Source organism: Hydrosulfovibrio ferrireducens (genome assembly GCF_046883345.1).
In the GTDB taxonomy this organism is placed as follows: domain Bacteria; phylum Desulfobacterota; class Desulfobulbia; order Desulfobulbales; family Desulfurivibrionaceae; genus Thiovibrio; species Thiovibrio ferrireducens.
The window spans coordinates 38,572-62,163 of sequence record NZ_JALKCW010000016.1 but is presented as its reverse complement, the minus strand read 5'-3'; the positions used below and the strand labels follow the sequence as shown (position 1 = coordinate 62,163).

The 23,592-nt window shown below is 58.1% G+C and carries 20 protein-coding genes; 10 read left to right on the top strand and 10 right to left on the bottom strand.

Annotated features, from left to right (window positions below; translation table 11 throughout):
• Nucleotides 1-5 precede the first annotated feature (5 nt).
• Complete coding sequence (locus tag MWR57_RS07825) at nt 6-1,046, top strand: potassium channel family protein (RefSeq protein WP_423124245.1); 1,041 nt, start codon at nt 6-8, stop codon at nt 1,044-1,046.
• A 439-nt stretch (nt 1,047-1,485) separates the two neighbouring features.
• Here MWR57_RS07825 and MWR57_RS07820 read toward each other — a convergent pair whose 3' ends face one another.
• Entirely contained in the window at nt 1,486-2,166 is a 681-nt protein-coding gene (locus MWR57_RS07820; RefSeq protein WP_423124244.1) for an adenylate kinase, read from the bottom strand.
• 60 nt (nt 2,167-2,226) lie between these two features.
• Between MWR57_RS07820 and MWR57_RS07815 the strand changes: the two genes are divergently transcribed.
• The 3 genes from MWR57_RS07815 (at nt 2,227) to MWR57_RS07805 (ending at nt 5,410) form a co-directional block, all read left to right on the top strand.
• Complete coding sequence (locus MWR57_RS07815) at nt 2,227-2,454, top strand: hypothetical protein (RefSeq protein WP_423124243.1); 228 nt, start codon at nt 2,227-2,229, stop codon at nt 2,452-2,454.
• Between the two features lie 391 nt (nt 2,455-2,845).
• Nucleotides 2,846-3,832: a potassium channel family protein gene (locus tag MWR57_RS07810; protein WP_423124242.1), complete on the top strand. Its 987-nt coding sequence runs from the start codon at nt 2,846-2,848 to the stop codon at nt 3,830-3,832.
• A gap of 135 nt (nt 3,833-3,967) precedes the next feature.
• Nucleotides 3,968-5,410 carry a FapA family protein gene (locus MWR57_RS07805; RefSeq protein ID WP_423124241.1) on the top strand — a complete coding sequence of 481 codons (1,443 nt, stop codon included), beginning with the start codon at nt 3,968-3,970 and terminating at the stop codon, nt 5,408-5,410.
• A 24-nt stretch (nt 5,411-5,434) separates the two neighbouring features.
• Here MWR57_RS07805 and MWR57_RS07800 read toward each other — a convergent pair whose 3' ends face one another.
• From MWR57_RS07800 to MWR57_RS07760, 9 genes are all read right to left on the bottom strand, one after another.
• Entirely contained in the window at nt 5,435-5,917 is a 483-nt protein-coding gene (locus tag MWR57_RS07800; RefSeq protein ID WP_423124240.1) for a DUF3124 domain-containing protein, read from the bottom strand.
• On the bottom strand, nt 5,914-7,914 hold the full coding sequence (locus MWR57_RS07795; RefSeq protein ID WP_423124239.1) for a monovalent cation:proton antiporter family protein: 2,001 nt from the start codon (nt 7,912-7,914) through the stop codon (nt 5,914-5,916). The genes MWR57_RS07800 and MWR57_RS07795 overlap by 4 nt, the downstream gene beginning before the upstream one ends.
• 21 nt (nt 7,915-7,935) lie before the next feature.
• A complete protein-coding gene (locus MWR57_RS07790) occupies nt 7,936-9,111 on the bottom strand; it encodes a pyridoxine 5'-phosphate synthase (protein WP_423124238.1) in 1,176 nt (391 codons plus the stop codon).
• 11 nt (nt 9,112-9,122) lie between these two features.
• Nucleotides 9,123-10,109, bottom strand: coding sequence for a PhoH family protein (locus MWR57_RS07785; RefSeq protein WP_423124237.1), 987 nt, complete (start codon nt 10,107-10,109; stop codon nt 9,123-9,125).
• Entirely contained in the window at nt 10,106-10,993 is an 888-nt protein-coding gene (locus MWR57_RS07780) for a DsbA family protein (RefSeq protein WP_423124236.1), read from the bottom strand. Before MWR57_RS07780 ends, MWR57_RS07785 begins: the two co-directional genes overlap by 4 nt.
• Before the next feature lie 154 nt (nt 10,994-11,147).
• Complete coding sequence (locus MWR57_RS07775) at nt 11,148-12,365, bottom strand: (Fe-S)-binding protein (protein WP_423124235.1); 1,218 nt, start codon at nt 12,363-12,365, stop codon at nt 11,148-11,150.
• Nucleotides 12,353-13,448, bottom strand: a protein-coding gene (prfB, locus tag MWR57_RS07770; protein WP_423124234.1) for a peptide chain release factor 2 whose coding sequence is annotated in 2 segments (ribosomal slippage) — nt 12,353-13,378 and nt 13,380-13,448 — 1,095 coding nt in all. Because the reading frame shifts where the segments join, the coding sequence is not laid out codon by codon here. The genes MWR57_RS07775 and prfB overlap by 13 nt, the downstream gene beginning before the upstream one ends.
• Nucleotides 13,449-13,535: 87 nt before the next feature.
• On the bottom strand, nt 13,536-15,110 hold the full coding sequence (gene lnt, locus MWR57_RS07765; protein ID WP_423124233.1) for an apolipoprotein N-acyltransferase: 1,575 nt from the start codon (nt 15,108-15,110) through the stop codon (nt 13,536-13,538).
• A gap of 8 nt (nt 15,111-15,118) precedes the next feature.
• Entirely contained in the window at nt 15,119-15,967 is an 849-nt protein-coding gene (locus MWR57_RS07760) for a hemolysin family protein (protein ID WP_423124232.1), read from the bottom strand.
• A 520-nt stretch (nt 15,968-16,487) separates the two neighbouring features.
• Here MWR57_RS07760 and MWR57_RS07755 point away from each other — a divergent pair.
• The 6 genes from MWR57_RS07755 to MWR57_RS07730 all read left to right on the top strand — a co-directional run bounded on the left by MWR57_RS07755 (nt 16,488) and on the right by MWR57_RS07730 (nt 23,484).
• Nucleotides 16,488-17,894, top strand: a complete 1,407-nt coding sequence (locus tag MWR57_RS07755; protein WP_479723958.1) for a biotin carboxylase N-terminal domain-containing protein — start codon at nt 16,488-16,490, stop codon at nt 17,892-17,894.
• A 172-nt stretch (nt 17,895-18,066) separates the two neighbouring features.
• A complete protein-coding gene (locus MWR57_RS07750) occupies nt 18,067-20,322 on the top strand; it encodes an acetyl-CoA carboxylase carboxyl transferase subunit alpha/beta (protein WP_423124230.1) in 2,256 nt (751 codons plus the stop codon).
• Nucleotides 20,323-20,361: 39 nt separating this feature from the next.
• Nucleotides 20,362-20,748, top strand: a complete 387-nt coding sequence (locus MWR57_RS07745) for a four helix bundle protein (protein WP_423124229.1) — start codon at nt 20,362-20,364, stop codon at nt 20,746-20,748.
• Nucleotides 20,749-20,794: 46 nt separating this feature from the next.
• Nucleotides 20,795-21,442: a biotin attachment protein gene (locus tag MWR57_RS07740; protein ID WP_423124228.1), complete on the top strand. Its 648-nt coding sequence runs from the start codon at nt 20,795-20,797 to the stop codon at nt 21,440-21,442.
• Between the two features lie 162 nt (nt 21,443-21,604).
• On the top strand, nt 21,605-22,531 hold the full coding sequence (locus tag MWR57_RS07735; protein WP_423124227.1) for a biotin--[acetyl-CoA-carboxylase] ligase: 927 nt from the start codon (nt 21,605-21,607) through the stop codon (nt 22,529-22,531).
• A gap of 107 nt (nt 22,532-22,638) precedes the next feature.
• Complete coding sequence (locus tag MWR57_RS07730) at nt 22,639-23,484, top strand: glycosyltransferase family 2 protein (RefSeq protein ID WP_423124226.1); 846 nt, start codon at nt 22,639-22,641, stop codon at nt 23,482-23,484.
• Nucleotides 23,485-23,592 lie beyond the last annotated feature (108 nt).

Here is a 23,592-nt window from a genome sequence, read left to right as displayed (position 1 = left end):
GGTTCATGGCGATGCCACATACCTTGAAGAATAGAAGCGTCCTTGCCGGTGTTTTTCTGCTGGTGGTGACGGCCATCGGCACCGCGGGCTATTACCTGCTGGGGTATTTGGAGCATGGGGCGCCGTTTTGGACGCTGGGCGATTGTCTCTACATGACGATCATCACCCTCACCACCGTGGGCTTCGGGGAGATTCTCGACCTGGCAAACGTGGCCGGAGCCAGGCTTTTTACCATCGTTATCCTCTTGAGCGGCCTGGGGCTTGCCGCCTATTTTGTTTCCACCCTCACCGCTTTTTTGGTCGAGGGCGAACTCACCAATGTGTTCTGGAGAAAGAAGATGGCGCAGCAGATTCGTAAGCTTTCCGGTCATATTATTGTCTGCGGGGTGGGGCGCATCGGTTGTTCCATCATGGAGGAGCTGCACCGGACCCATACTCCCTTTGTGGTTATCGATCCGGATGAGCAGCGGATTCGGAAACTGCAGAAGCAATCCGGCAATTTTCCCGCGGTGGTGGGGGATGCGACCCATGCCGGGGATTTGGAGGAAGCCATGGTGGCCACTGCCAAGGGCGTGATCTCCACCCTGAGCGATGACAAGGACAATCTCTGCGTGGCAGTGACCTGCCGTCAGCTCAACCCCAAGCTTCGCGTTATTTCGAGCTGCAAGGATGCGGAATTCGCCGGCAAGCTTGAGCTGATCGGGGCCGAGGTGGTGATGCCCAACGCCATCGGCGGGCTCCGGATCGCTTCCCAGATGCTGCGGCCCCAAGTGGTCGGATATCTTGATCTGATGCTGCGGGACAAGAACTGCCCGGTCCGCATCGAGGATGTCACCCTTTCCGCCCGGTCGAACCTGATCGGCCAGCCGTTGAGTGCGATCAACTTTGATGATTTCGGGCCGTTGCTGGTCATGGCGATCATCCGTAAGGACAATCCCTATCCCCTGTACAACCCGCAAAGGACAGTCGGGTTGCAGGAAGGCGATACCCTGGTGGTGCAGACGGATATCGATTCCCTGGAGCGGTTCCGGCGGCTGCATGCCTGAGCGTCAGGTCTGCAGAGTAAAAAAGGTTCTTCCGGGAATTACAGGGAAAGAGGCGATGAAGTTAGTTTGTTCATTTTTTTGCTTGCCCAAAGAAACGAACCAGCAGTGAAGCGGCGAAGAAAGGGCACCCTGTGTCTCTTGTCCCGCCGCGCCTCGCAGACGGGGGCGGGACAAGACGCTAAAACTGTTTGAGGGAGAAGCCCGATTTTTTTAGCGTCCCGCCCTCGTCGAGAAGCAAGGGAAGCCCGCAGGGCCAGGACTGGCTGGGGTGCCTTTTTCTTGTTTCTTCTTTTGGGCACGCAAAAGAAGAAAGAGGGGACAGTAGAAAGGCCTCGCTTCTTTCCCCGCAATTCCCGAATGAACCCAAAAAAAAGGGTGAGGACCTGCGTCCCCACCCTTTTTTTTACGGATAAAGCCCGGCAATGGGCGTATCTGTCGTTTAGGCCAACTGGTTCATGATCGACTCGGTAACGGCCTTGATGGAGGTTGAACCGTCCACGGAGATCACCTTGGCGCCGCCAGCCTTCTTGAAGTAATTGACCGCGGCCATGGTGCCGGTCTTTTCGTCGTAGTAGATGTCGTGACGCTTGTTGATGGCATCTTCGTCCTGGTCGTCGGCCCGGGCGCTCAAGTCGCCGCCGCATACCCGGCAGACCAGCTTGCCGTCTTTTTCCACCGGTTTGATGGCCTCGAAGGCGATGTGGTTGGGGTGGTTGTTGTCGTTGGCGCAAAGACGGCGGCCCATGATCCGCTCCTTGGCGATCTGGCGGTCAAGCTTGATTTCCACCACATAGCTCAGCGGCATGTTCGCCTCTTTCAGCGCCTTGTCGAGCGCCTCGGCCTGGGCCAGGGAGCGGGGGAAACCGTCCAGGAGCCAGCCTTTGTCCTTGGATTTCTTCAGGGTTTCAAGGACCATGGGGATGGTGATCTCGTCGGGAACCAGGTCGCCGCGTTCGATGAACGCCTTGGCCTTCATGCCCAGCTCGGTGCCGCCCTTGATGTGTTCGCGGAAGATGGCGCCGGATTCAATATGGTTGATGTTGTACTTGTCCTTGACAATGGCGCCCTGGGTGCCTTTGCCGCTTCCATTTGGCCCGAAAGCCAGGATGTTTACCGCCATGACGATTCTCCTTTATCAATACAGTATATGTTGGCGGGAACGCCTGATGCCCCCCGCTCCATGGACATGAATGAGTATTCACTCAAGGAAGAAATAGGTGATGACTATATACCAAAAAAAAGATTGAAGCCAGAAAAAATATTTTTTGGCGGGAAAGGCGAAGGGAGCGGGAGCAGCGGGATTATCGCCGCTCTCCTGAGGCTGGCGCGGGCCAATATTCGGCGCGATTGGGCAAACGCGTTGCGGGAAAAAATATCGATGGCAAGCGGATCAACTGGCGTTATGTAATGCGCAGAATTCTTTAATCAGGAGTTTTCGGGCGGAGAGCTCCAGCTTGAAGTAGAAAGGGCTTTGCATGAGGATTCGTATGGCTTTTTGAGGGGTCATGGCATTCACCTTCCGTGGGAATGTTTTTCGAGGCATCCGTTTTCTCTTGTGATTAACTCATCGGAGAATGTGCGGTCAAACTTGATTGAGAATAAAAATGGCGGGACGTATGCGGAGAGGAAAAACGCAACTTTTCCCGGGTATTGTTTCTTACTCGTTGATACCATTGAAAAAATACAGCATACTGTGGGTGCAATAATTACGGTGTCCGGGCAGAGCAGGCCGTCGGCGGCATCGCTGCCGCGGCCTGTAAGTCGAAAACCGTCAGGGCCGGACAACCTTCGAGGGGTGCATGCAAAAAATATTTTTTGCCGTTTTCATGTTGGTCGTGATCCTGTGCATCGGCACCTCCGGATACATGCTGATCGAACACGGTTCTTTTCTCGATAGTCTGTATATGTCGGTGATTACCATCACCACGGTGGGCTATGGGGAGATTATCCCTTTAAGTCCGGCGGGAAGGATCTTTACCATCTGTCTTATCCTGGCCGGGGTAGGCTTTGTCCTCTATCTGGTGGGCGAGGTAACGGAATCCATGGTTGAAGGCGGATTGCGGAAAATCATGGGGAGGAACAATATGGAAAAACGGGTGGCGGTCTTGAAAGACCACTACATTGTCTGCGGTTTTGGCCGGATCGGCAAGGTGATCTGCAAGAACTTCAAAGAAAGCAAACTCCCCTTTGTCATCGTGGAAAGCGACCCCCTGGAGGTGCAGAAGATCGACGAACTCGGCTACCTGGCCCTGCCCGGCAATGCCTCCAGCGACGAAATGCTGCTCAAGGCCGGGATCAAACAGGCCAAGGGACTGATCGCCGTGGTCTCTTCCGACGCGGAAAACGTTTACATCATTCTTTCGGCCCGGGGGCTCAATGCCAATCTGTTCATCATGGCCCGTTCCAGCGGAGCGGAAGGTTCGGAAACCAAGCTGCTGCGGGCTGGGGCCGACAAGGTGATTTCCCCCTATTTCATCGGGGCCTGCCGCATGGCCCAACTGGTCGTGCGGCCAACGGTGGTGGATTTTCTCGATCTCACCGTGCATGGCGGGGAGCTGGGCTTGCGCCTCGAAGAGCTGCGGGTTTCCGAGCATTCCCCCCTTGCCGGCAAGAGGCTGATGGATTCCGGGCTTCGCAAGGAGTATGATCTCATTGTCGTCGCCATCAAGAGGGAGCAGGGGGAGATGCAGTTCAATCCCCAGCCGCAAACCCTTATCCTGCCGGGAGACATTCTGGTGGTGCTTGGCGAGCATGAGCATATCACGGCGCTTGAAAAGCAACTGTGATCCGCCGCGGGTGTGATATATTGTACCCATTGGGGAGATGGCGGCCGGGGTTGAAGATTTTTTTCTACTGGCCGATAGGACAAGGGAAAGGGAATTTCAGCCCGTTTTTTCATTCTTCCGTAGGTGGCAGGCGCAATGGCAAGTGAGAAACTATTCAAAGGCGGGGTAGAGATCCAGAATGGCGCGTTTATTCTGAGGGTCACCAAGGATCGTCTTCAGGCCGTTGTCACTATGAAAGACGCCAAGGCCGGGGTGCAGCTCGATAACAATCTGCTCCAGAAGGAGCTTGCCGAGAACGGGATTGTCGGCGGTTTGCTTGCGGCCCCCGAGTCGACGGGAGGAGGATCGTTTATCGTGGCCAAGGGGATCCCGCCGGCCATGGGCGATAACGCCAGGGTGAAAATGCATGTCAAGCCGGCCATCCCCGGTCCGCAGCGAACGGATCCGGATAAGGATCAGGTGGATTTCCGCGAACTCGGAACCATCGTCAATGTCGCCAAGGACAGGCTGCTGCTGGAGAAAATCGCCCCCACCCAGGGCAAGGCGGGCCAGGATGTTTTTGGGGTAGGCATCCCGGCCAAGCCGGGAAAAGACAGCAAGCTCAAATATGGCAAAGGGGTTACCCTCTCGCCCGACGAGATGAAGATTTTTGCCGCGCTTGACGGCAAGTTTGTCATGGATGATGGCAGACCCACGGTTTTCGGCGAACATTCCATTACCGGCGATGTGGATATGAAGGTGGGAAACATCGTCTTTGGCGGCTCCAAACTGACCATCAGCGGCGAGGTTCTTCCCGGCTTCAGCGTCAAATGCCGGGGGGATATCTGGATCGGCCAGGGGGTTAATAATTCTTCCGTCATGGCCGGCGGCGCTCTGACCGTTATCGGCGGGGTTGTCGGGGAGGAAGCGAAACTGCGCGCCAAGGGCGACATCACCGTTGATTTCGTGGAGAATGGCCCGAAACTTGAAACGGCGGGGTATCTCCGGGTCAATGACGTGTTGTTGCAGGCGCATGCCAGTGTCGGCAAGGAGGTGATCGCCACCCAGGGGAACGGCACGATCATCGGCGGCAAGATTATTGCCGCCGGTTCCGTGCACGTCAAGGAGCTGGGATGTGAAGCCGAGGTGGTCACCGAGGTTTGCGTCGGGCTCGTTCCTTCCTTGCAGATGAAGAAACAGAAGATCGACGAGGAACTTGGCCTGTGGTCAGACCGATTGAATGAGGTCATCAAGAACATCAGCGCCCTGGAGAAGATCAAGAAGGAACTGGCGGCGAAATTCCCCGCGGACAAAAGCACCCTGCTGGCCAAGTGCAAATCCTTCATGCCCAAGGCCATGGACAAGGTCAACCACCTGACCGAAGAAAACCAGGCGCTTGAGCTGGAGCTTGAGCAGATGGTGAACGAGGTGGTCTATGTCTATGGACGCCTCTTCCCCGGGGTGGTGGTGAAGATAGGCTCCCTGGTCCGGACCATCACCCTTGAGGAAGACCAGTCGGTTGTGTATTTCGATCCAATAAGCCACCAGATCCTGGTGCGCAAGATGACCCGCGATGAACGGGACGCCATGCCTGCCTGATTGGCGTCTTCCCTCGCGGCAGGTTCAATGCGCAGTGCTGATTGCCTGGCCGCGGGAGGTAAAGGAAATTCCCTGCTGCGATTCCGCGCCGATCATGATGGTCTCCACGAGCACCGGGTTGACGCCTTTTTCCGCACTCCACTCCACCACGAAGTTGGCGCCCGAACCGCCGCTCTTGTCTTTCTGCGGAACAATATACCGGATCGATTCCCAAGGGCCGAGGGAGACGGGTTGCTCCAGGTATTTACGGATGCGTTTTCCCTTGGTGTCGTAATAGTCCGCGGCCGTTATGGTGACGGGGTTTTTGGCGTCGATATTTCTGATGCTCAGAGTAATGGTCAGCAAAAAGGGCCGCTCTCTGTTGCCGACATAGATATGGGAATAGGCGGGCACATACACGGTTTGTCCCTTTGAGAGCTCCATGGTTCCGTCGGCATGACCTTCCGCAGGCGGGAGAAGCAGGAGCGCAAACAGAAGCAAGCCGGGCAGGCAGCGAATCGTTTTCATAGGAGTTTCTCCATGACGGTATCTGGCGGCAGCTCTGTGTCGTTGGTTTCCGCCATTTTTTTGAATGCAAGCCGTTCCTGCTTGTTCCCCACCACCGCGATCAGGTCTCCCTCTGCAAAACAATACTCCGCTTTTGGGTTGGAGTGAAATTCTTTTTCGTGCATCACCCCAACCAGCGAAGCGCCCGTCTTGGTGCGGACCGCAGCCCCCTTGATGCTTGCGCCGATCAGAGGGCTTTTGGGGCCGATCTCCACCCAGGAGATTTCCAGCAGGTTCTTGATCGTGTTCAGCCTGGTGAGGAGCTGATAGTTCTGCTGGGAATACATGGGCGCGTACATCTGCTGCCGGATTTCGTCGGTATATTGCTGGATGAGCGGCACGGAAATCTCCAGATGCAGAAGCGCCTGCCTGGCGATCTCAAGTCCCGCTTCCATCTCCGGAAGCACAACCATGTAGACCCCATTTTCGTAGAGCGTGCGCGTTTGCGCCACCCCTTCAGCCCTGGCGACGATATGCAGGTCCGGGTTCAACCTATGGGCCTGCCGGACGATGGCCTGGCTGACCACCACCGAGGGGGTGGTGATGAGCAGGAGCTTGGCTGAAACCACATGCGAGGCCTCGATTGCCGTGGGCTGGCTCATGTCGCCGAATATCACCGGAAAATCGGCAGCCTTGCATTCCAGCATCCGTTGATGGTTCAATTCGACGAGGACACAGGGGACGGAGAGTTCTTTCAGTATCCGGGCGATATGCTGCCCGACCCTGCCGCCGCCGGCGATGACCACATGGTCGGTGAGCCCGTGGCTGGGGAGGTTTTCCGTCTGCAGCGGCTCCGGACGGGAAAACCGCATTTTCAAGGCGTACAGGGGAGTTGTCAGGGCCGCGGCAAGGGGGGTGGCCACCATGCTGAGCACCGACACGGCCAGAACCAGGGAGTAGAGGTTCTGGTCGATGGTCTGTGTTTCAAGGCCGACCCTGGCCAGGACAAAGGAGAACTCGCCCACCTGGAAGAGCCCGAATCCCACGGCCAGGGGGACGATGTTGCCGTAGCCGAAGAGCCGGGCCAGGACGAAGAAGATTGCTCCCTTGGCAAGCCCTATCGCCAGCAGCAGAAAAAGAATCCGGTCCCAGTGGGCAAAGAGGAAGGCCGGGTCAAGGAGCATGCCCACCGAGGTGAAAAACAGCAATCCGAAGATGTCCCGCAGCGGGATGATGTCGCTCAACGCCTGGTGGCCGTAATCGGATTCGCTGAGCACCATGCCGGCGACAAAGGCGCCGAAGGCAAAGGAGAGGCCGAAGAGATGGGTGGCGTAGCCGATCCCTAAGCCGATGGCCGTGGTGGAGAGGATGAAGAGTTCCCTGGAGTTCCACTGGGCCACCGTGGCCAGCAGCCAGGGAAGAATTTTCGTGCCCAGATAGAGCATCACCACGAGGAAGATGATCGATTTGCCCACCGCCACGGCCAGCAGGGGCAACCCTGCCTCGGGATTGCCCAGTTGCGGCAGGATGATCATCATCGGGATCACGGCCAGATCCTGAACGATGAGGATGCCGATCATCACCCGGCTGGAAAGGGTGCCCATGAGCCCTTTGCCGGTCAGGGTCTTGAGGGTGACCATGGTGCTGGACAGGGAGATCAGGGCGCCGAACCAGAGGGCCTGGGCCGGGGGATAGCCGAAATACCTGGCAAGGGCGAAGCCAAAGGCGATACTGAGCAGGATCTGGACCGGGGTGCCGAACAGAGCGATTTTGCGGACGGGTTTGAGTTCGCTTAAGGAAAATTCCAGGCCGAGGGCAAAGAGCAGCAGGGCCACGCCGATCTCGGCCAGCAGCTCGATTTCGTGGATATCGCCGACGGTGATTCCCCCGGTATACGGTCCCACCACCACCCCGGCGAGGATGTAGCCCAGAATCAGCGGCTGCTTGAGCCGTTGGGCGATGAGCGCCCCGATCAGGGCGGCAACCACGATGATGACGATGTCGGCAACTATCCCCATGCGGATTCCCTATATTCTCAACTATCTCGCTGGCAGCAAAGCCAGCATCTCCCGCACCGCCTGATCGAGGCCGACGAAGATTGCCCGCGCCATGATCGCATGGCCGATGCTCAACTCCTCGATGGTGCCCAGGGCTGCCACCCGCCGGGTATTCAGGTAGTTGAGGCCGTGTCCGGCATTGACCCGCAGCCCTAGTTCATAGGCCTCTTCCGCCGCCGTGGCGATGAGGGTGAATTCCTGGTCCCGTCTCTGTTCTGTTGCCGCGTCGCAGTAGCGGCCGGTGTGGATCTCGACAAAGGTCGCCCCCACCTCGTGGGCCGCATTGATCTGTTTGGAGTCCGGGTCGATGAACAGGCTCACCGGGATGCCTGCCTTGCGCATCCGTCCGATGACCGCCTGGAGTTTCTTTTTTTGTCCGGCCACGTTGAGGCCGCCTTCGGTGGTCAGCTCCTTGCGTTTTTCCGGAACCAGGGTGATCATGTCCGGCTTGATCTCCAGGGCGATGTCGATGATCTCCTCGGTGGCCCCCATTTCCAGGTTGAGCTTGGTTTTCACGGTCTGCCGGAGCAGCCGCACGTCCCGGTCCTGAATATGCCGACGGTCTTCGCGGAGATGGACCACGATTCCCTGGGCTCCGGCCAGTTCGCAGATGCCCGCGGCCAGAACCGGGTCCGGCTCGGTAATGCCCCGGGCCTGACGCAGGGTGGCGACATGATCGACATTGATGGCAAGACTGACCATTTTCCCTCTCCTTTCTTCGGCTGATAGTTGGCGCAAAAGTTCTTTTTCCCGGTCGGCCATGGCCCTTTCCTCGGCGCGGGAACGCTCGTGGTCAAAGCCCAGCAGGTGCAGCAGGCCGTGGATCAGGAGGATCGTCACCCGCTGGTGCAGGGTTACCCCGTCGGCTATTGCTTCGCGGGCCGCGGTGTCCAGGGAGATGATCACATCGCCCAAGAGTTCCTCCGGTAGATGCGTTCCTCCTCCTTCCTGCATGGCAAAGGCCAGGACGTTGGTCGGTCCTTTTTTGTTGCGGTACTGCTCGTTGAGCTGCGCCATGCCGGGATCGTCAAGCAGGAGGATACTCAATTCGCTCCGTGCGCGACCGCAGAGGGCGAGCAATTTTTCGGCCCGCTGCCGGAGCTGATGCAGGCTGATGGACGGGGACGCGGCCGTCTGGCTGGTGATGAGCACGGGCATGATGGGAGGTCTCAGTGTTTCCTGGGGGTTGTTCGGCGGGGCGGCGGCAGGGTTTCCTTTGCGGCGTAGGCGAGGATGATCTCCTGCACCAGCCGGTGGCGGACCACGTCCACCTCGGAGAAGTGGTTGAAGGAGATGCCCTTGATATCCTTGAGTATTCTGGCTGCCTCGATGAGCCCGGACTGCCTGCGGTCCGGCAGGTCGATCTGGGTGATGTCCCCGGTGATTACCGCTTGGGAGTTAAAGCCCAGCCGGGTCAGGAACATCTTCATCTGCTCATGCGTGGTGTTCTGGGCCTCGTCCAGGATGACAAAGGCGTTACTGAGCGTCCGGCCGCGCATGAAAGCCAGGGGCGCGATCTCGATGGATCCTTCTTCGATGAGGTCAGCAACCTTGCCCCTCCCCAGCATGGCATTCAAGGCATCGTGCAGAGGGCGCAGATAGGGATTGACCTTCTGGGCCAGATCGCCGGGGAGAAAGCCCAGCCGCTCGCCCGCCTCCACCGCGGGCCGGGCCAGGATGATGGAGCGGACCTGCTTGGAGACAAAGGCGGAAACCGCCATGGCCACGGCAAGGTAGGTTTTGCCGGTGCCTGCCGGGCCGATGCCGAAGACAATGTCGTTGGTCCGGATATTGTCGATGTAGAGCTTCTGGTTGATGCTTTTGGGCGAGATCACCTTCTGCTCGGCGGTGATGTACACCTTGTCGAGGAAGATCTCTTTGAGGTTCGCCTTGGGTGAGGCCTGGAGGATCCGCAGGGCATAGGCGACATCCGAGGGATACACCGGATAGCCAGCGCGCACCAATCCCTGGAGTTTGTCGATGGCCGAGGCCGTCAGCTCCACCTCGTGTTTCGGCCCGCTGACGGTGAGCTGGCTGCCCCGCACCTGGATGGTGACTCCGGCGCCCTCCTCAAGAACGGCGAGGTTCTTGTTCAGGTCGCCGTAAAGCAGCAGGGCGGTAGTGTTGTCGGCCAGGGCGATGTCGCGTTTGATCAACGGGAGGCTCCGGTTTTGGTGCGTTTGCTCAGCTCCTGGTTGATCATCTGCTGAAGATCCTTGAAGTTGCGCTCCTTCAGGCGGCGGCCATTGACGAAAATGGTCGGGGTGCCTCGAACTCCGACTTGTTGGGCCTCAATCATATCGCGTTCAAGGATCTGCCGGCTGACCGCCCCCTTGGAATCCTTGTTGAACCGTTCCAGGTCGAGGCCGAGCTTCTTGGCAAGCTCCGTGTATTTTGCCTCGGAAAGGGACTTCTGGTTTTCAAACAGCAGGTCATGGTACTGCCAGAATTTGCCTTGGCGATGGGCGGCCAGGGAGGCAAGGGCGGCGGGCTGGGCTTGCTTGTGCATGGCCAGGGGAAACTGCTTGAAAACGACCTTGACCTCCTTGGGATATTTGGCCAGCGCCTCTTCAAACAGACCGCCCACCGTGCCGCAATAGGGGCATTCAAAATCGCTGAACGCGACAATGACCACCGGAGCGTTTTCCGGCCCGAGAAACGGCGCGCCCTGGATATTGATGGGCACGGAAAAATCCAGGCTCACGGTCTGGACGGTTTTGTGTTTGGCGCTGGACAGATAGATCCGATCGGGGATGTTGGCTGCCTGCAGGCCGGAAGAGGCGATGCGGTCCATGGTCGGATCAACGGAAATGGTTTCCTCCAGGGCGCCTTTTTCGGAATAGACCAGGAGCCTGCCGCCTTCGGCCAGAACAAAGATCCATTTGCCGTCCAGTGAGGCGGCGATGTCCAAGGGCGCGGCCGGGGTTTTCAGGGTGCTGCTTACCTCCCAGTCAACTCCGGCCTGGCAGGGCGCCGTCACAAGCAGGGCCGCGAAAATCATGAGGAAACAGCCGAAAAATCGTCGTGCGGTCAGAGTCATTGTTGTCTCTCCTTTTTTTGATGCTCACACTATGCGCTGCCGAACCATCCGGCCGGGAACCTCACTGTACGGTCAACCTGTCCGGGGGATACATTATAATGCCCGGAAAAATTACGCAAGGATCAGCAGGAGGCAGGGGAAGAAAATTTCAGCCTCAAGGTTTTGTCTGGAGAAGCTCCGCAAGGAGAATGGCCAGATGGAGAACCTCCGGTTGTGCCGGGTCATGGCCCAACCCCTGCCGGATATGGATGAGGCAGCCGGAGCAGGTGGTGGTTATCAGATCGGGCGCCGCCTGTGCCAGTTGGGTGAGCAGGCGGCTTCTGATTGTTGCGGCCAGTTCGGGCTGAGCCAGATGAAACAAACCTCCCTGGCCGCAGCATTGCGGACCATTGGCAAGTTCGGCCAGGTGCAGGCCGGGGATGGCCGTAAGGATTTTCCTGGGCGGGGCGATAATTTTAGACGGAAACCTCAGATGGCAGGGGTCGTGGTAGACCACGGTGCGGGGCACGGGCGAACCGGCAAAACGGAAATCCGGCTCAGCCTCCATGGCTTGCGCCACAAAGGTTGAAAATTCAAGGAGACGGTCGGCAAAGGCCTGGGCCTGTGTAAGCCATTCAGGGTCATCGGCAAAAAGCTCGGGATAGCGGCGCAACTGGCTGTAGCAGGAAGCGCAGGAGGTCAGGATGGGCAAGGTGTTTCCGGCAAAGGCGCTGATGTTTTGCCTGGCAAGACGCGTGGCTGTGGCGGTATCGCCGCTGTTTTCCGCGGCAAGCCCGCAGCAGCACTGCCGCGGTGGCATGAGGAGGGGGGCGCCGGTGAAGGGCGCGGTTACCCGTTCTGTTGCGTCAATAATTTCCCGGTGCAGATGGGTGGCGTAACAGCCCGGGAAAAAGGCCAGGGCCGGGGACGCGGATTTCTTCCCCGGAGGTTCAGGGAGGGCAGGGGAAAGGGATGCGCTCTCCGCCGGCAGGCCGAGGCGCAGCCGCAGGCCGCTGTCAGCGGGTAATCGGTCCAGCAGGGGGCGGCCGAGACCGGCGATTGTCGCCAACAGGGCCGGATTGCTCAGAGCCTTTCGGGTGATGGCCCTGAGCAAGACCTGGCATCCCGCGGTTTTCTCCAGCCGTTTCCGGGCGGCGATAAAACGGGCGGGCGGATCGATCCCCCGGGAGCACACGCCCCGGCAGGCTCCGCAGAGCAGGCATTGCGAAAGAATCTCCGCATAGGCTGCCGAGGCTTGGGCCGGATCAAGCCGAGCCAGCAGATGCAGTCTGCCTCGAGCCGAGAGCGATTCCCGGCCCGAGGCCTGAAAGACCGGGCAGACCACGGTGCAGGCCCCGCATTTTGCGCACTGGAGCGGAGTTATCTTTGCCACAGCAGATAGGCCTTGATGAACGGGTCAAGGTTGCCGTCCAGCGTGCTGTCCACATTGCCCACCTCAAAATTGGTCCGGTGGTCCTTGATCAGCCGATAGGGCTGCATTACATAGGAGCGGATCTGGCTGCCCCAGGCGATCTCTTTTTTCTCGCCGGCGATATCCTGGTGCTGCTCCTTCTGCGCCTCGCGTTCCTTTTCGTACAGCCGGGCCTTGAGCATCTTCATGGCCGTGTCCTTGTTGCGGTGCTGGCTGCGTTCGTTCTGGCACTGGACCACGATGCCCGTGGGCAGATGGGTGATGCGGATGGCCGAGCTGGTCTTGTTGACGTGCTGGCCGCCGGCGCCGCTGGCCCGGTAGGTGTCGATGCGCAGATCCTTGTCGTTGATGTCCACCTGGATGTCGTCGTCCAGCTCCGGAAAGACGAAAACCGAGGCAAAGGAGGTGTGCCGGCGGCCGCTGGCGTCAAAGGGGGAGATGCGCACCAGCCGGTGGATGCCCATTTCCGAGCGCAGCAAGCCATAGGCGTTGTGCCCGGTGACCATGACGGTCGCGCTCTTCACCCCGGCCTCATCGCCGGGTTGCAGGTCGAGCATCTCGGTGGGAAATTTCTTGGCCTCGGCCCAGCGCAGATACATGCGCAGGAGGATGCTCACCCAGTCCTGGGCCTCGGTGCCGCCCGCGCCTGCGTGGATGGTAATCATGGCGTTGCTGGCGTCGTGCTCGCCGGTGAACATGCACTCAAGCTCAACGGTTCCCACCCGTTCAAGCAGCGCGTCCAGCGACTGATCAACCTCGTTGATGGTCGTCTCGTCGCCTTCGCTCATACCCATTTCGAGCAGGAGTTCCGCCTCTTCCAGCTCTGTCTGGCAACTGTCCCATTCGTCAACAACATTCTGGATCGCGCCCTGCTCCCGCTGCACCTTTTGGGCGTTTTCCTGGTTATCCCAAAAGGCCGGGGCCAGGGTGAGCTGCTCCAGTTCCTGCAGTCGCTCCCTCTTGTGATCTACCTCAAAGATGCTCCTTCAGGGAGATGAGGCGCCCCTTGAGATCCTGGATTTTTTGTTTGAGTTCCGCAGACATGGTGTGTTCTCCTGAAAAAAAGGTTAAAGGCTAAAGGCTAAAGGTGAAAGGCTAAAGGCTAAAGGTCAAAGGCTAAAGGTTGAAAAATCATACCTTGCGCCTTTTACCTTTAGCCTTGCGCCTGTTTACTTCTGCCCCGATCAGGGTCAGGAGTAAACAACCCCACGGAAAAAGATACCCCCAGCGGACATAGCAGGTCAAGCCATTGACCAGGGCCACCGGCTGACTGCGGGCGTACTCGGTAAACAGGGGGGAAGCTTCCTGCGTCCGGCCCATGGGGTCGATGAAGGCGCTGATTCCGGTGTTGGCCGCGCGCACCAGGGTTTTTCTGGTCTCCACCGCCCGGAACACCCCCATGGCCAGATGCTGCATCGGGGCGCTCGACCTGCCGAACCAGGCGTCGTTGGTAAGTGTTACCAGCAAGTTTGCCCCAGCCTGTGCCTGCTTGCGGGAAATATCCGGGAAGATGCTCTCAAAGCAGATCAATATTCCGATCCTGCTGTTGTGGCAAGTAAGCGGCGTGTTGCTCCGGCCGGGCGTGAACTCGCCCAGGGTTTCCACCAGCGGCGAGGCAAAATGCAGGATCCGGCGGAAGGGAATATATTCGCCAAAGGGCACCAGATGCTGCTTGTCGTAGCGGCCAGCGACCTGCCCGTCCGGAGAGAGCAGGAAGGCGCTGTTGGCATAGCTGAGCGGCCCTGCGGCCGAGGTCTTTTCCCGGTGGGGCGCGCCGGTGAGCAGATATGTTTGGTGCGGCCGGGTCAGTTCGCTGTGCAGCCTGAGAAAGAGCGGGTGCTCGTAAGGGTAAAACGGCAGGGCTGTTTCCGGCCAGACAATGAGCCGCGGTTGCCTGGTAGTGAAAAATTCCTGGCTCAGCCGGAGGTAGGTGTCAATGGTTTCCCGCTGAAAGGCGGGCTGCCATTTTTGATCCTGGGGAATATTGCCCTGGGCCACCGCCACTTCCATCTGTTCCGTCTGGGCAAGGGCTGCGGGCAGGGTTTGCAGCCGCCAGAAATTATAGCCCGAAGCGAGCAGCAGCAGGGCTGACGCCGCAATGGTAATTGCAACGGGGCTTATCCGCTTGCCTCGGACGAGCGAAGCGGCGAGGGTGAAGATCAGCGCGTTTGCCAGCACCAGGAGGAAGGTGAGGCCATGGTGGCCCGCCAGATCGGCAACCTGGATGAGCTGGGGCAGATTGTACTGGGTGTAGGCCAGATCCAGCCAGGGAAAGCCGGTGAACAACATCCCCCGGATCAGGTCCAGGGCCACCCAGCAGGCCGGGGCGAAAACGAGCAGGGGAAGGCGCGGTCCTGTTTTGGCGCAGAGAAAGGCGAAGAGCGCCAGGTAGCAACTCATGTACAGGGCCAGAAACACCAGGGCCAGCACCGCGATGGGCAGGGGCACCTGGCCGTAGGTGGCCAAAACAATGACGATCCAGTACAAAAGGGGCAAATAATAGGCCAGGCCGCAGATGAGGCCGAGCAGCGCGGCCCGGCGTGGGGGCTGGTTGTCGAGGCTCCAGAAAAGAGGGACCAGCGCCAGCCAGGCAAGCTGGGGCAGGGCAAGGGCTCCCGGAGAGGCGAAAAATAACAGGGTGCTGGACAGCAATGCCAGCAGGGCACCCCTGCCGAAAGGGGTGTGGCTATCAGAGCGCGGGAACAAGGAAACCATCAGTCGAGCTTGGTCTGGATTTTTACGGTGTGGATGCGCCGCCGGTCGGCGGAGACCACCTCAAAGACCAGGGAGTTGATCAGCATGGTGGCGCCCACCGGGGGCACCCGGTCCAGTTGGTGGATGATCAGGCCGCCCACTGATTCGTAGGGGCCTTCCGGCAGGGTAACGCCGAAGAAATCCTCCACCTCCTCAAGATTGACCTTGGCGTCGGTGAGCAGCATGTGTTCGTTCACCACCTTCCACCGTTTTTCCGCCTTGTCGTATTCGTCGCGAATCTCGCCGACGATTTCTTCCAGCACGTCTTCCAGGGTCACCAGGCCGCGGACGCTGCCGAATTCGTCGGTGACCACGGCCATATGGCCTTTCTGGCTCTGGAAATCCTTGAGCAGGTTGACGATCTTGCGGGTGTCGAGCACGAAAAAAGCCGGTTTGACCAGCTCCGAGGCCGCGGGCATGGAGGAGGCGTTGAGGCAGAAGGGCAACAGATCCTTGGCATGGAGGATGCCGATGATATTGTCCGGGGAATCCTGGTAGATGGGGATTCTGGTGTACCCCTCATCGGTGATCAACTGGATAAGATCGGCGGCCGACACCTGTGCCTCGGCGCTGACCATGTCGCTTCGCGGGGTCATGATCTCGCGGACCAGGGTGTCCCTGAATTCGAGGATGGAGCTGATCATCTCCCCTTCCTCGCGGGAGATCAACCCCTGTTCTTCTCCGTCATCGAGGAGTTCCTGTATTTCCTGCTCAATGTCTTCGGTGGTGTCTGGGGCGCGGTTGATGCCAAAAAAATTGAGAATGCGCTTGAAGGGGGAGTCGCCGGTGTCCGGGGCGGATGTGTCCATGTGGGGGTAAGAATCCTCTGGGGTAAGACAACGGAGCAGGCGCACCGTCAACGGTGAGGCCGGCGCTGTCGTCCGGTGGAAAAAAAGTTTATACAATCGGCTGCAACACGCTCTGGCTAAAGGAAATAGCCGGGGGTGTCAAGAAAAAAAATTGACGTTTATCTTTAAAATCGGTATAAGGGCCACACTTTGACCATGGAATGCATGCCACTCCAGGGGAAGAAATCAAAAACAGGTTCACTATACCATAGAACACCATGCTGTTTCAACAGATTGCGCTTCATCGAATGGAGGGCTTTTGCTCCGGGGGGAGAATTGAGGCAGTCGCAGCAAGGCTCAACAGCCTTGCCGGTGCCTTTCCTTGTTATGAGATCATCTGAATTCATCTTTTCATTTGCCCTGAAAATTAGTAAGAACTAGAAAACGGAAACGGCGGAGTGATCGTTCTCTTTTTTCCTTTTTGTTTATGGGGATATGGTGAACGGTGCAGCCTGCCCCGCAACCGATATCGAGGGTTCGCTTGAAAGACAAGGTTTTGATTGCAAATCGGGGCGAGATTGCCCTGCGGATCATGGAGGCCTGTAAAGACCTGGGCCTGGATTATACCGTGATCTACACCGCGGCGGATGAGGAATCCGAACATGTGCGCCGCTGCCTGGACAGCCAGAGCAATGTCCGCCGGGCCTGGCGGGTATCGGCCTATACCGATCCCAACGATATTCTTTCCGTGGCCGACCACACCAAATGCACCGCCATCCATCCCGGCTACGGCTTTTTCTCCGAGGATTTCCGTTTTGCCCGGCGGGTTACGATCCGCAACCGGCCCCTGACCTTCATCGGCCCGAAATGGGAGGTGGTCAAGGATCTTGGCGACAAGATCAATACCAAGCGGGTTGCCAACCGGCTGGGTATCCCCACCATCCCCGGCACCGACGGGCCCATCTATAACGAGATGGAGGCCGAGGACATCGCCCTCCATCTTCTCGAAATCCAGGACGGCCAGAAGATCAAGAACCCCTCCATCCTGGTCAAGGCCGCAGCGGGCGGCGGCGGCATGGGCATCGAAGAGGTCTACCAGATCGAGCATTTCCGGCGCATCTACCGCCAGGTTCAGAACTATGCCAAACGGCAGTTCGGAGACGGCGGGGTGCTCATCGAGCAACGGATCCGCGACTTCAATCATCTTGAGGTGCAGTTGGTCTGCAGCCGGCACGGCGAGCGGGTGCATTTCGGCACCCGGAACTGCACCATCCAAAGCACCGGCCGTCAGAAGCGGCTTGAGGCCGCGCCCGGATTCGACAACTCCTGCTTTTCCTACGATTTTAACGGTCAAGAGGTTTTGGACAAGGTGGTTGAGTATTCGCTCAAGCTTGCCGCCCATGTGCGCTACGATAATGTCGGCACCTGGGAGTGGATTGTCACCCGGGACGGCCAGCCCTATCTCCTTGAGGTCAACACCCGCATCCAGGTGGAAAACGATGTCTCCGCCCGGGTCAGTTATATAAACAACAAACATCCCAACCTCATCCGCGAGCAGATCCGGCTGGCCTTGGGCGACAAGATGGGATATAGCCAGAAGGATATCGTCTCCCGGGGCGCGAGCATCGAGTTCAGAATCGTTGCGGAAGACACCGCCCGCGGCTTTGCTCCCTGGATTGGGACGATCTCCAAGTTCTCCTACCCGCAACACGATTGGTCTGCGGTTTACAGTCATGTGCCCACCGACCGATCCTACGCGATCCCCAGCGAGTATGACCCCAATCTGGCCTTGGCCTTGGTTTGGGGCGACACCATGGAGGAAGCCAAGGAACGGGGGCGGAAATTTCTGGCCGAGGTGGCCATCGAAGGCAGCAACGCCGCAGGAGGTCAGATCATGACCAACCTCCCTTATCTTCAGGAAAACATAGCCCGACTGCTCACTTTTTGATGAGTTACAGGTAATTTAGGAGCCGTTATTAAAAAATTTCTGCCCTTTTTTTTGTTACGGCTCTTTATGCCGTTTTTATCACTTTAAAGCTGAGTTGAGCAGCTCGCCTGCTCAACGAAACTTATGCCCTTTGGGTATAATAACGAACTTATCCATTGCAACGGCGCACTTTATGGAAGATTTACGAAAGCGGCTGCTCAAGATAGAAGAACGCATCAGCTATCTGAGCCAGATCAAGGACGGCGTCGAGTGGGGGAATCTCTCCGGCCTGCGCGAAAAAATCGTTACCCTGCGGGACAAGTTCTACGACTATACCGAGGACCAGTTGTCCGAGGAAATCAAGGCCCTGGAGGAATCCATCTCCTTTTTGGAGGGTCGCTGCGAAGAAACCCTGACTTCCATGGACCGGGTGCGCATTGTCCGCAATACCCACCGGTTTTCCCTGAAGGACATCCTTGAGAATGTCTACGAGGATTACACCGAACTCGGCGGCGCCGAGGAGGTCAGCATCGATCCCTCCATGGTTGCGGCCAGGGCGAGCATCATGCGGCGGGTGAAAAACAAAACCGTCATGCAGCAGGTCATGGTCATCGGCCACGAGAAGGGGCATGGCGAGGAATACCGCAATGGTGGTTGCAGCAAGCCCTGGGGCAACGAAAAAGCCTTGCGCTACATGAAGGTTGCCGAAACCGAAGGCATTCCCATCCATTTTTATATCTTCACCCCCGGCTCCTTTCCGGTGGAGGATTATCCCGGCGCCGGCCAGCAGATCGCGCGCAATCTTTACGCCATGGCCAAGCTGCGGGTGCCGATGATTTCCGTCACCTCGGAAGGCGGTTCCGGCGGGGCCGAGGCCGTGGGCATGGCCGATGTCCGGCTGATGTTTTCCCACGGCTACTACTCGGTTATCTCCCCGGAGGGCGCGGCCGCCATCGAGGGCAAGATCCGCGAGGGCGAGAAGATGCCCAAGGAGCTGGTGGAGGCCTGCGCCGAGAATCTGCATATCACGGCGGCGGAAAATCTCAAGCTCGGGACCATCGATCGGATTGTCCATGAGCCTCCCTTGGGGGCAAAACGGGACGATTTCGGTTTTTTCCGGCAGCTCAAGAGCGAGATCATCCGGGCCACCGACGAAGTGGTGCTGAAAACCAAGAGTCTCCGGGCTTTTCGCGCCTATGAATTGACGATGAAGAAGTCGGAAGGGCAGGTCGTAGAAGAACCGCATATCGAGATTTCCTGGGATCTTAACGAGGACGAGGTCAAGCGGCTGCTCAGTTACCGTTCGAAAAAATACCGGAACATGTCCTGCGCGGCCTATTCCGAAGAGAGCTCCCCCTGCTCCGCTTTCTGCCGGAAGGCAAAAAAGAGTATTGCCAAACTGTATTACAGCTTCCGCTATGATCTGCTGAAAACCCAGCAAAAGCAGGTGAAAAAAGTTTTTCAGGATGTGTCTGGCGAGGGCTCGGTGCTGCTCAGGCAGGTTTCCTCCCCGATCACCGCGGCGTACGATTTTATCTCGAAAAAACCCGGCGCGCGTCCGGGCAAGTCGCCTGTTTCCTCAAGCGGCGCCGGGGAAGACCCCATTGAGTTCGGGGATGTCTATACCAGCCCGCTGGCCAATGAAGACCGCACCGTAACCTGCCCAAATACCGAAAAACAGGGGTGCAAGGACCTTTGGGTGCCCGACCTCTACGGTGAATTCGGCGGGGTGTGCGAAAATTGCGGTCATCATTTTCCCTTGGAATATCAATGGTATCTTAAGCATCTTTTTGATCCGGATTCCATCCGGGAATTCAATGGAGGGGTTTGCGCGGGCAATCCCCTGACCTATCCGGGCTTTGAAAAGAAATTGCAATCCGCCATCGCTAAAACCGGGCGGAAAAGCGGGATCATCACCTTCGACGCCAGGGTTATGGGCGTTGATCTGGTGGTGGCCATGCTGTACAGCGATTTCCGCAACGGGACGGTGGGCTCAGCCGAGGGTGAAAAATTCGTCCGGGCCTGCGAGTCGGCCAAGCTGAAACGGCGGCCTCTGCTCTCCTACGTGCACACCACCGGCGGCATCCGCATCCACGAAGGCACCCTGGGCGTGGTGCAGATGCCCAAGTGCACCATGGCGGTGCGGGAATACATCGACTCCGGCGGGTTGTACATCGTGGTCTACGACAACAATTCCTATGCCGGGCCGGTGGCGAGTTTCTTGGGCTGTTCGCCGTATCAGTTCGCCATCCGCTCAAGCCGGGTGGGTTTTGCCGGGCCTCGGGTTATCCGCGACACCACGGGCGAGGATATCCCGCCCGATTACCACAATGCCCGCAACGCCCTGCAGCGCGGCCATATCCAGGGCATCTGGGATCGTCGCGAGTTTAGGCGCAATCTCCATAAGTCCCTGCTGACTATGGGCGGCGGCAATCTGTATTACCGCTAAGGCGAAAGGCCAAAGGTTCAAGGCTAAAGGACAGAAGTTTTGGGGGAAGAAAAATCGCCGCCGTCACAGGCTTTTGAGGACTTTGAGGTCTGGAAGCGTTCAGCCCGCTTGAGTGCTGAATTGTACAAGGCGTTGCGGGAATTAAAGGATTTTGGCTTTCGGGATCAGATTACGCGGGCGGGGCTTTCCATCCCAAGCAACATTGCGGAAGGCTTTGAAAGAGAATCGATAAAAGAGAGTATTAATTTTTTCTCATATGCAAAGGGTTCCTGCGGAGAACTTCGCACCCAGATATACATTGGCGTGAACATCGGTTATATCGAAAACCAGAAAGGCAAGGAGTGGCGGCAGGAAACCGTGGAAATTTCCTCGATGCTTGCCGGGCTTATAAAAGCACGGCGCAGTTTTCTGCGAGAAGATGAATGAGACCTTTGTCCTTGCACCTTTAACCTTTAACCTTTCCTCATATATCATGACTGACGAAATAGATTTCGACGCAATAATTGGTAAGTATCGTTCCGATCCTTTTGACTATCTGGACGTGCGGACCAGCCACACCGGTCAGGTCCGGTTCCGGGTCAAGGAAGGCGCCGAGGTGGAAGGACCGTCCGGCGAATGGCATCATGTCCGGGGCACCTTGCTCTATGAACTGCTGCGGGAGGGAAACCAGAAGAAGATCTTTTCCTCGAGCAACGGGGTGGTTTCCTTTATCCGCAGCGACCTGGAAGGACAGTTTGTCGAGGCGGGCGAAAAGATCCTCACCATCCGGCATCCGTTGAAGAAACGCGAGATCATCGAGAATATCCTCCGTCAGGTGCTGGAGCCCTTCAACGCGCCGGAACGGGCCAAGTATTTCTTTTCCCTCGACCTGCAAGCCAAGATCGACAAGCACGGCCAGCGGGGGGTTTCCATCAAGCCCGGGGACGAGATTCTCACCATGTCCCTGATGAAGCGGGATACCCCGGTCTATTATGCCGGGGAACCGGGGATCATCCATTCCGTGTATTTTCAGCCCGGGGTCAGCGTTTCCCAGGGCGAGCCGTTGCTGGGCATCTGTTCCCAGGAAAAGCTGCCCATGATCCAGCGGATCATCACCCGCGTGAAAGCTGAATGGGAGTAACCGCCCTCGTAACCGTCCAGCAGCACCACATCTGTGTTGTCATCGGCCGGCTCGTGTGCAGCAGCACACTTCGCAGGCCTCTTCCGCGCATCTGCGGCACTGCTGAACGGTTACGGTTGGGATGTTTAAGTCTCTTTTTTGATTTTGGCTACATAGCTACCAATGATTGAGCCTCTTTCCTTTCAAGCCGTCCAGCAACTCATCTCCGCCGAGGAGATCCCTGCCCGTCTGCTCCACTATTCCGCCGAGGTCGTCCAGGCCGTGTACCGTTATGGCGCGCCGGTTGGCAGCACCATCCTTCATCTGCCCCAGGCCGAACGGCTGATGCCCATTGCCCGGCAACGGATCAACGAGTTTGAGGCCAGCGGCCAATCCTGCCCCAGCGGCATGGTCTTTCTTGCCGATGAACTCACCGGTGGCCGTGGCCGATTCCAACGCTCCTGGCACGCTCCGGTCGGCGGCCTTTGGCTGACCATGGTCATGGCCAATACCCTGCTGCCCGAGAGCATGCGCCTCTATCCCCTCGCTGCCGGTATGGCCTGCTGCGAGGCGGTGCGGAGTTATGGTGTCGATGCGCGTCTCAAGTGGGTGAATGATGTGCATGTGGCCGGGCGAAAGATCTGCGGGGTACTCTGCGAATCGTTTGCCAGCGCCGTCCACGGCGAGGAATATGTGCTGATCGGGGCGGGGCTTAACATCAACAACCTGGCCTTTCCCGCGGAGTTGGGCGCAACAGCGGTATCCATGAAGGAAATTCTCGGGCGCGATACCGACCTTGCCGGTTTTGCTGCCCGACTGCTGGCTAAATTTTCCTGGAGTTTCGGCCTGCTCTGCTATGACGAGGCGCAACGGCTGGCTGCGGACGACGGTTCCGGCGCGGACCTGCCGGAGAGCCTGCTGCTTGGTGCCTGGCGGGAGCTGAGCGATACCGTGGGCCGCAGGGTTTGGTTCGGTTTTGATGTCCAGCAGCAGCCCCAGTATCAAGCCGAGGTGCTGGGGCTTGCCCCGGACGGCGGCATCATCCTTCGCCATCTTGAAAGCGGGGCAGAGATCGTCGAGCATTCCGGGGAGTTGTTGTATATTGATTGATTGATGTTTTTTGCCACGAAATCCACGAAAAGCACGAAAAAATACATTTTGCACCCTGGCTTGCTGTCTGATCGTTTTTGTGGTTTTCGTGGCGGAGTCTTTTACCCATGTCCTCTCCAACCACCCCAGTCTCGGTCATCATCCCCACCCATAACCGGGCCGGTTTTCTCGCCCGGGCCATTGATTCGGTCCTTTCCCAAACATACGCCAACTTCGAACTCATCGTGGTGGACGACGGCTCCACCGACGAAACCCCGGCGCTGCTTTCCTCCTACGGCACGGCGCTTACCAGCCTGCGCCAGGAAAACCGGGGACCGGCCGCGGCCCGCAATGCCGGGATCAGCGCGGCCCGCCATTCTCTTCTCGCCTTCCTCGATTCCGACGACCAATTCACCAAAAACAAGCTGGAGCTCCAAGTCAGCGCCATGGAGGCGCAGCCGGAGCTGCTCATTTCGCACACCCAGGAAACCTGGTTCCGCAATGGCCGCCATCTCAACCAGAAGAAGCGGCATGCCAAGGAAGGCGGCGATATCTTTGCTCGCAGCCTGGAGCTCTGCGTGGTGGGCATGTCCACGGTCATGGCCCGGCGGGAGCTGTTCGGCTTAGTCGGCCTGTTCGACGAATCCTTTCCCTGCTGCGAGGATTACGAACTCTGGCTTAGGGCCAGTGCAACGCATCCCTTTCTTCTGGTGGATGCGCCGCTCACCGTCAAGCACGGCGGCAGGGAGGATCAGGTTTCCGTTCAATTCAAGACCGGCATGGACTATTTCCGCATCCGGGCCATGGAAAAGCTTCTTGCTGATATTTCCCTCACCCCTGAGCAGTCCCGCCTTGCCCGCGAGGAGTTGGTCCGCAGGGCTTTGCTTTACGGCAATGGCTGTCTCAAACATGGCCGCCTTGAAGATGGCCAACGCTGTCTCGCCCTTGCCGAACACCACGCTTCCCTCGTCTAATCTGCACCGTATTTTTTCCATATTGACTTTGTCTTGGCATATTACCTATCCTGAATACTGATAGGTGCTTGTACCTATCTCTGTTTCATGGCCGATTTTTGTCCTGGA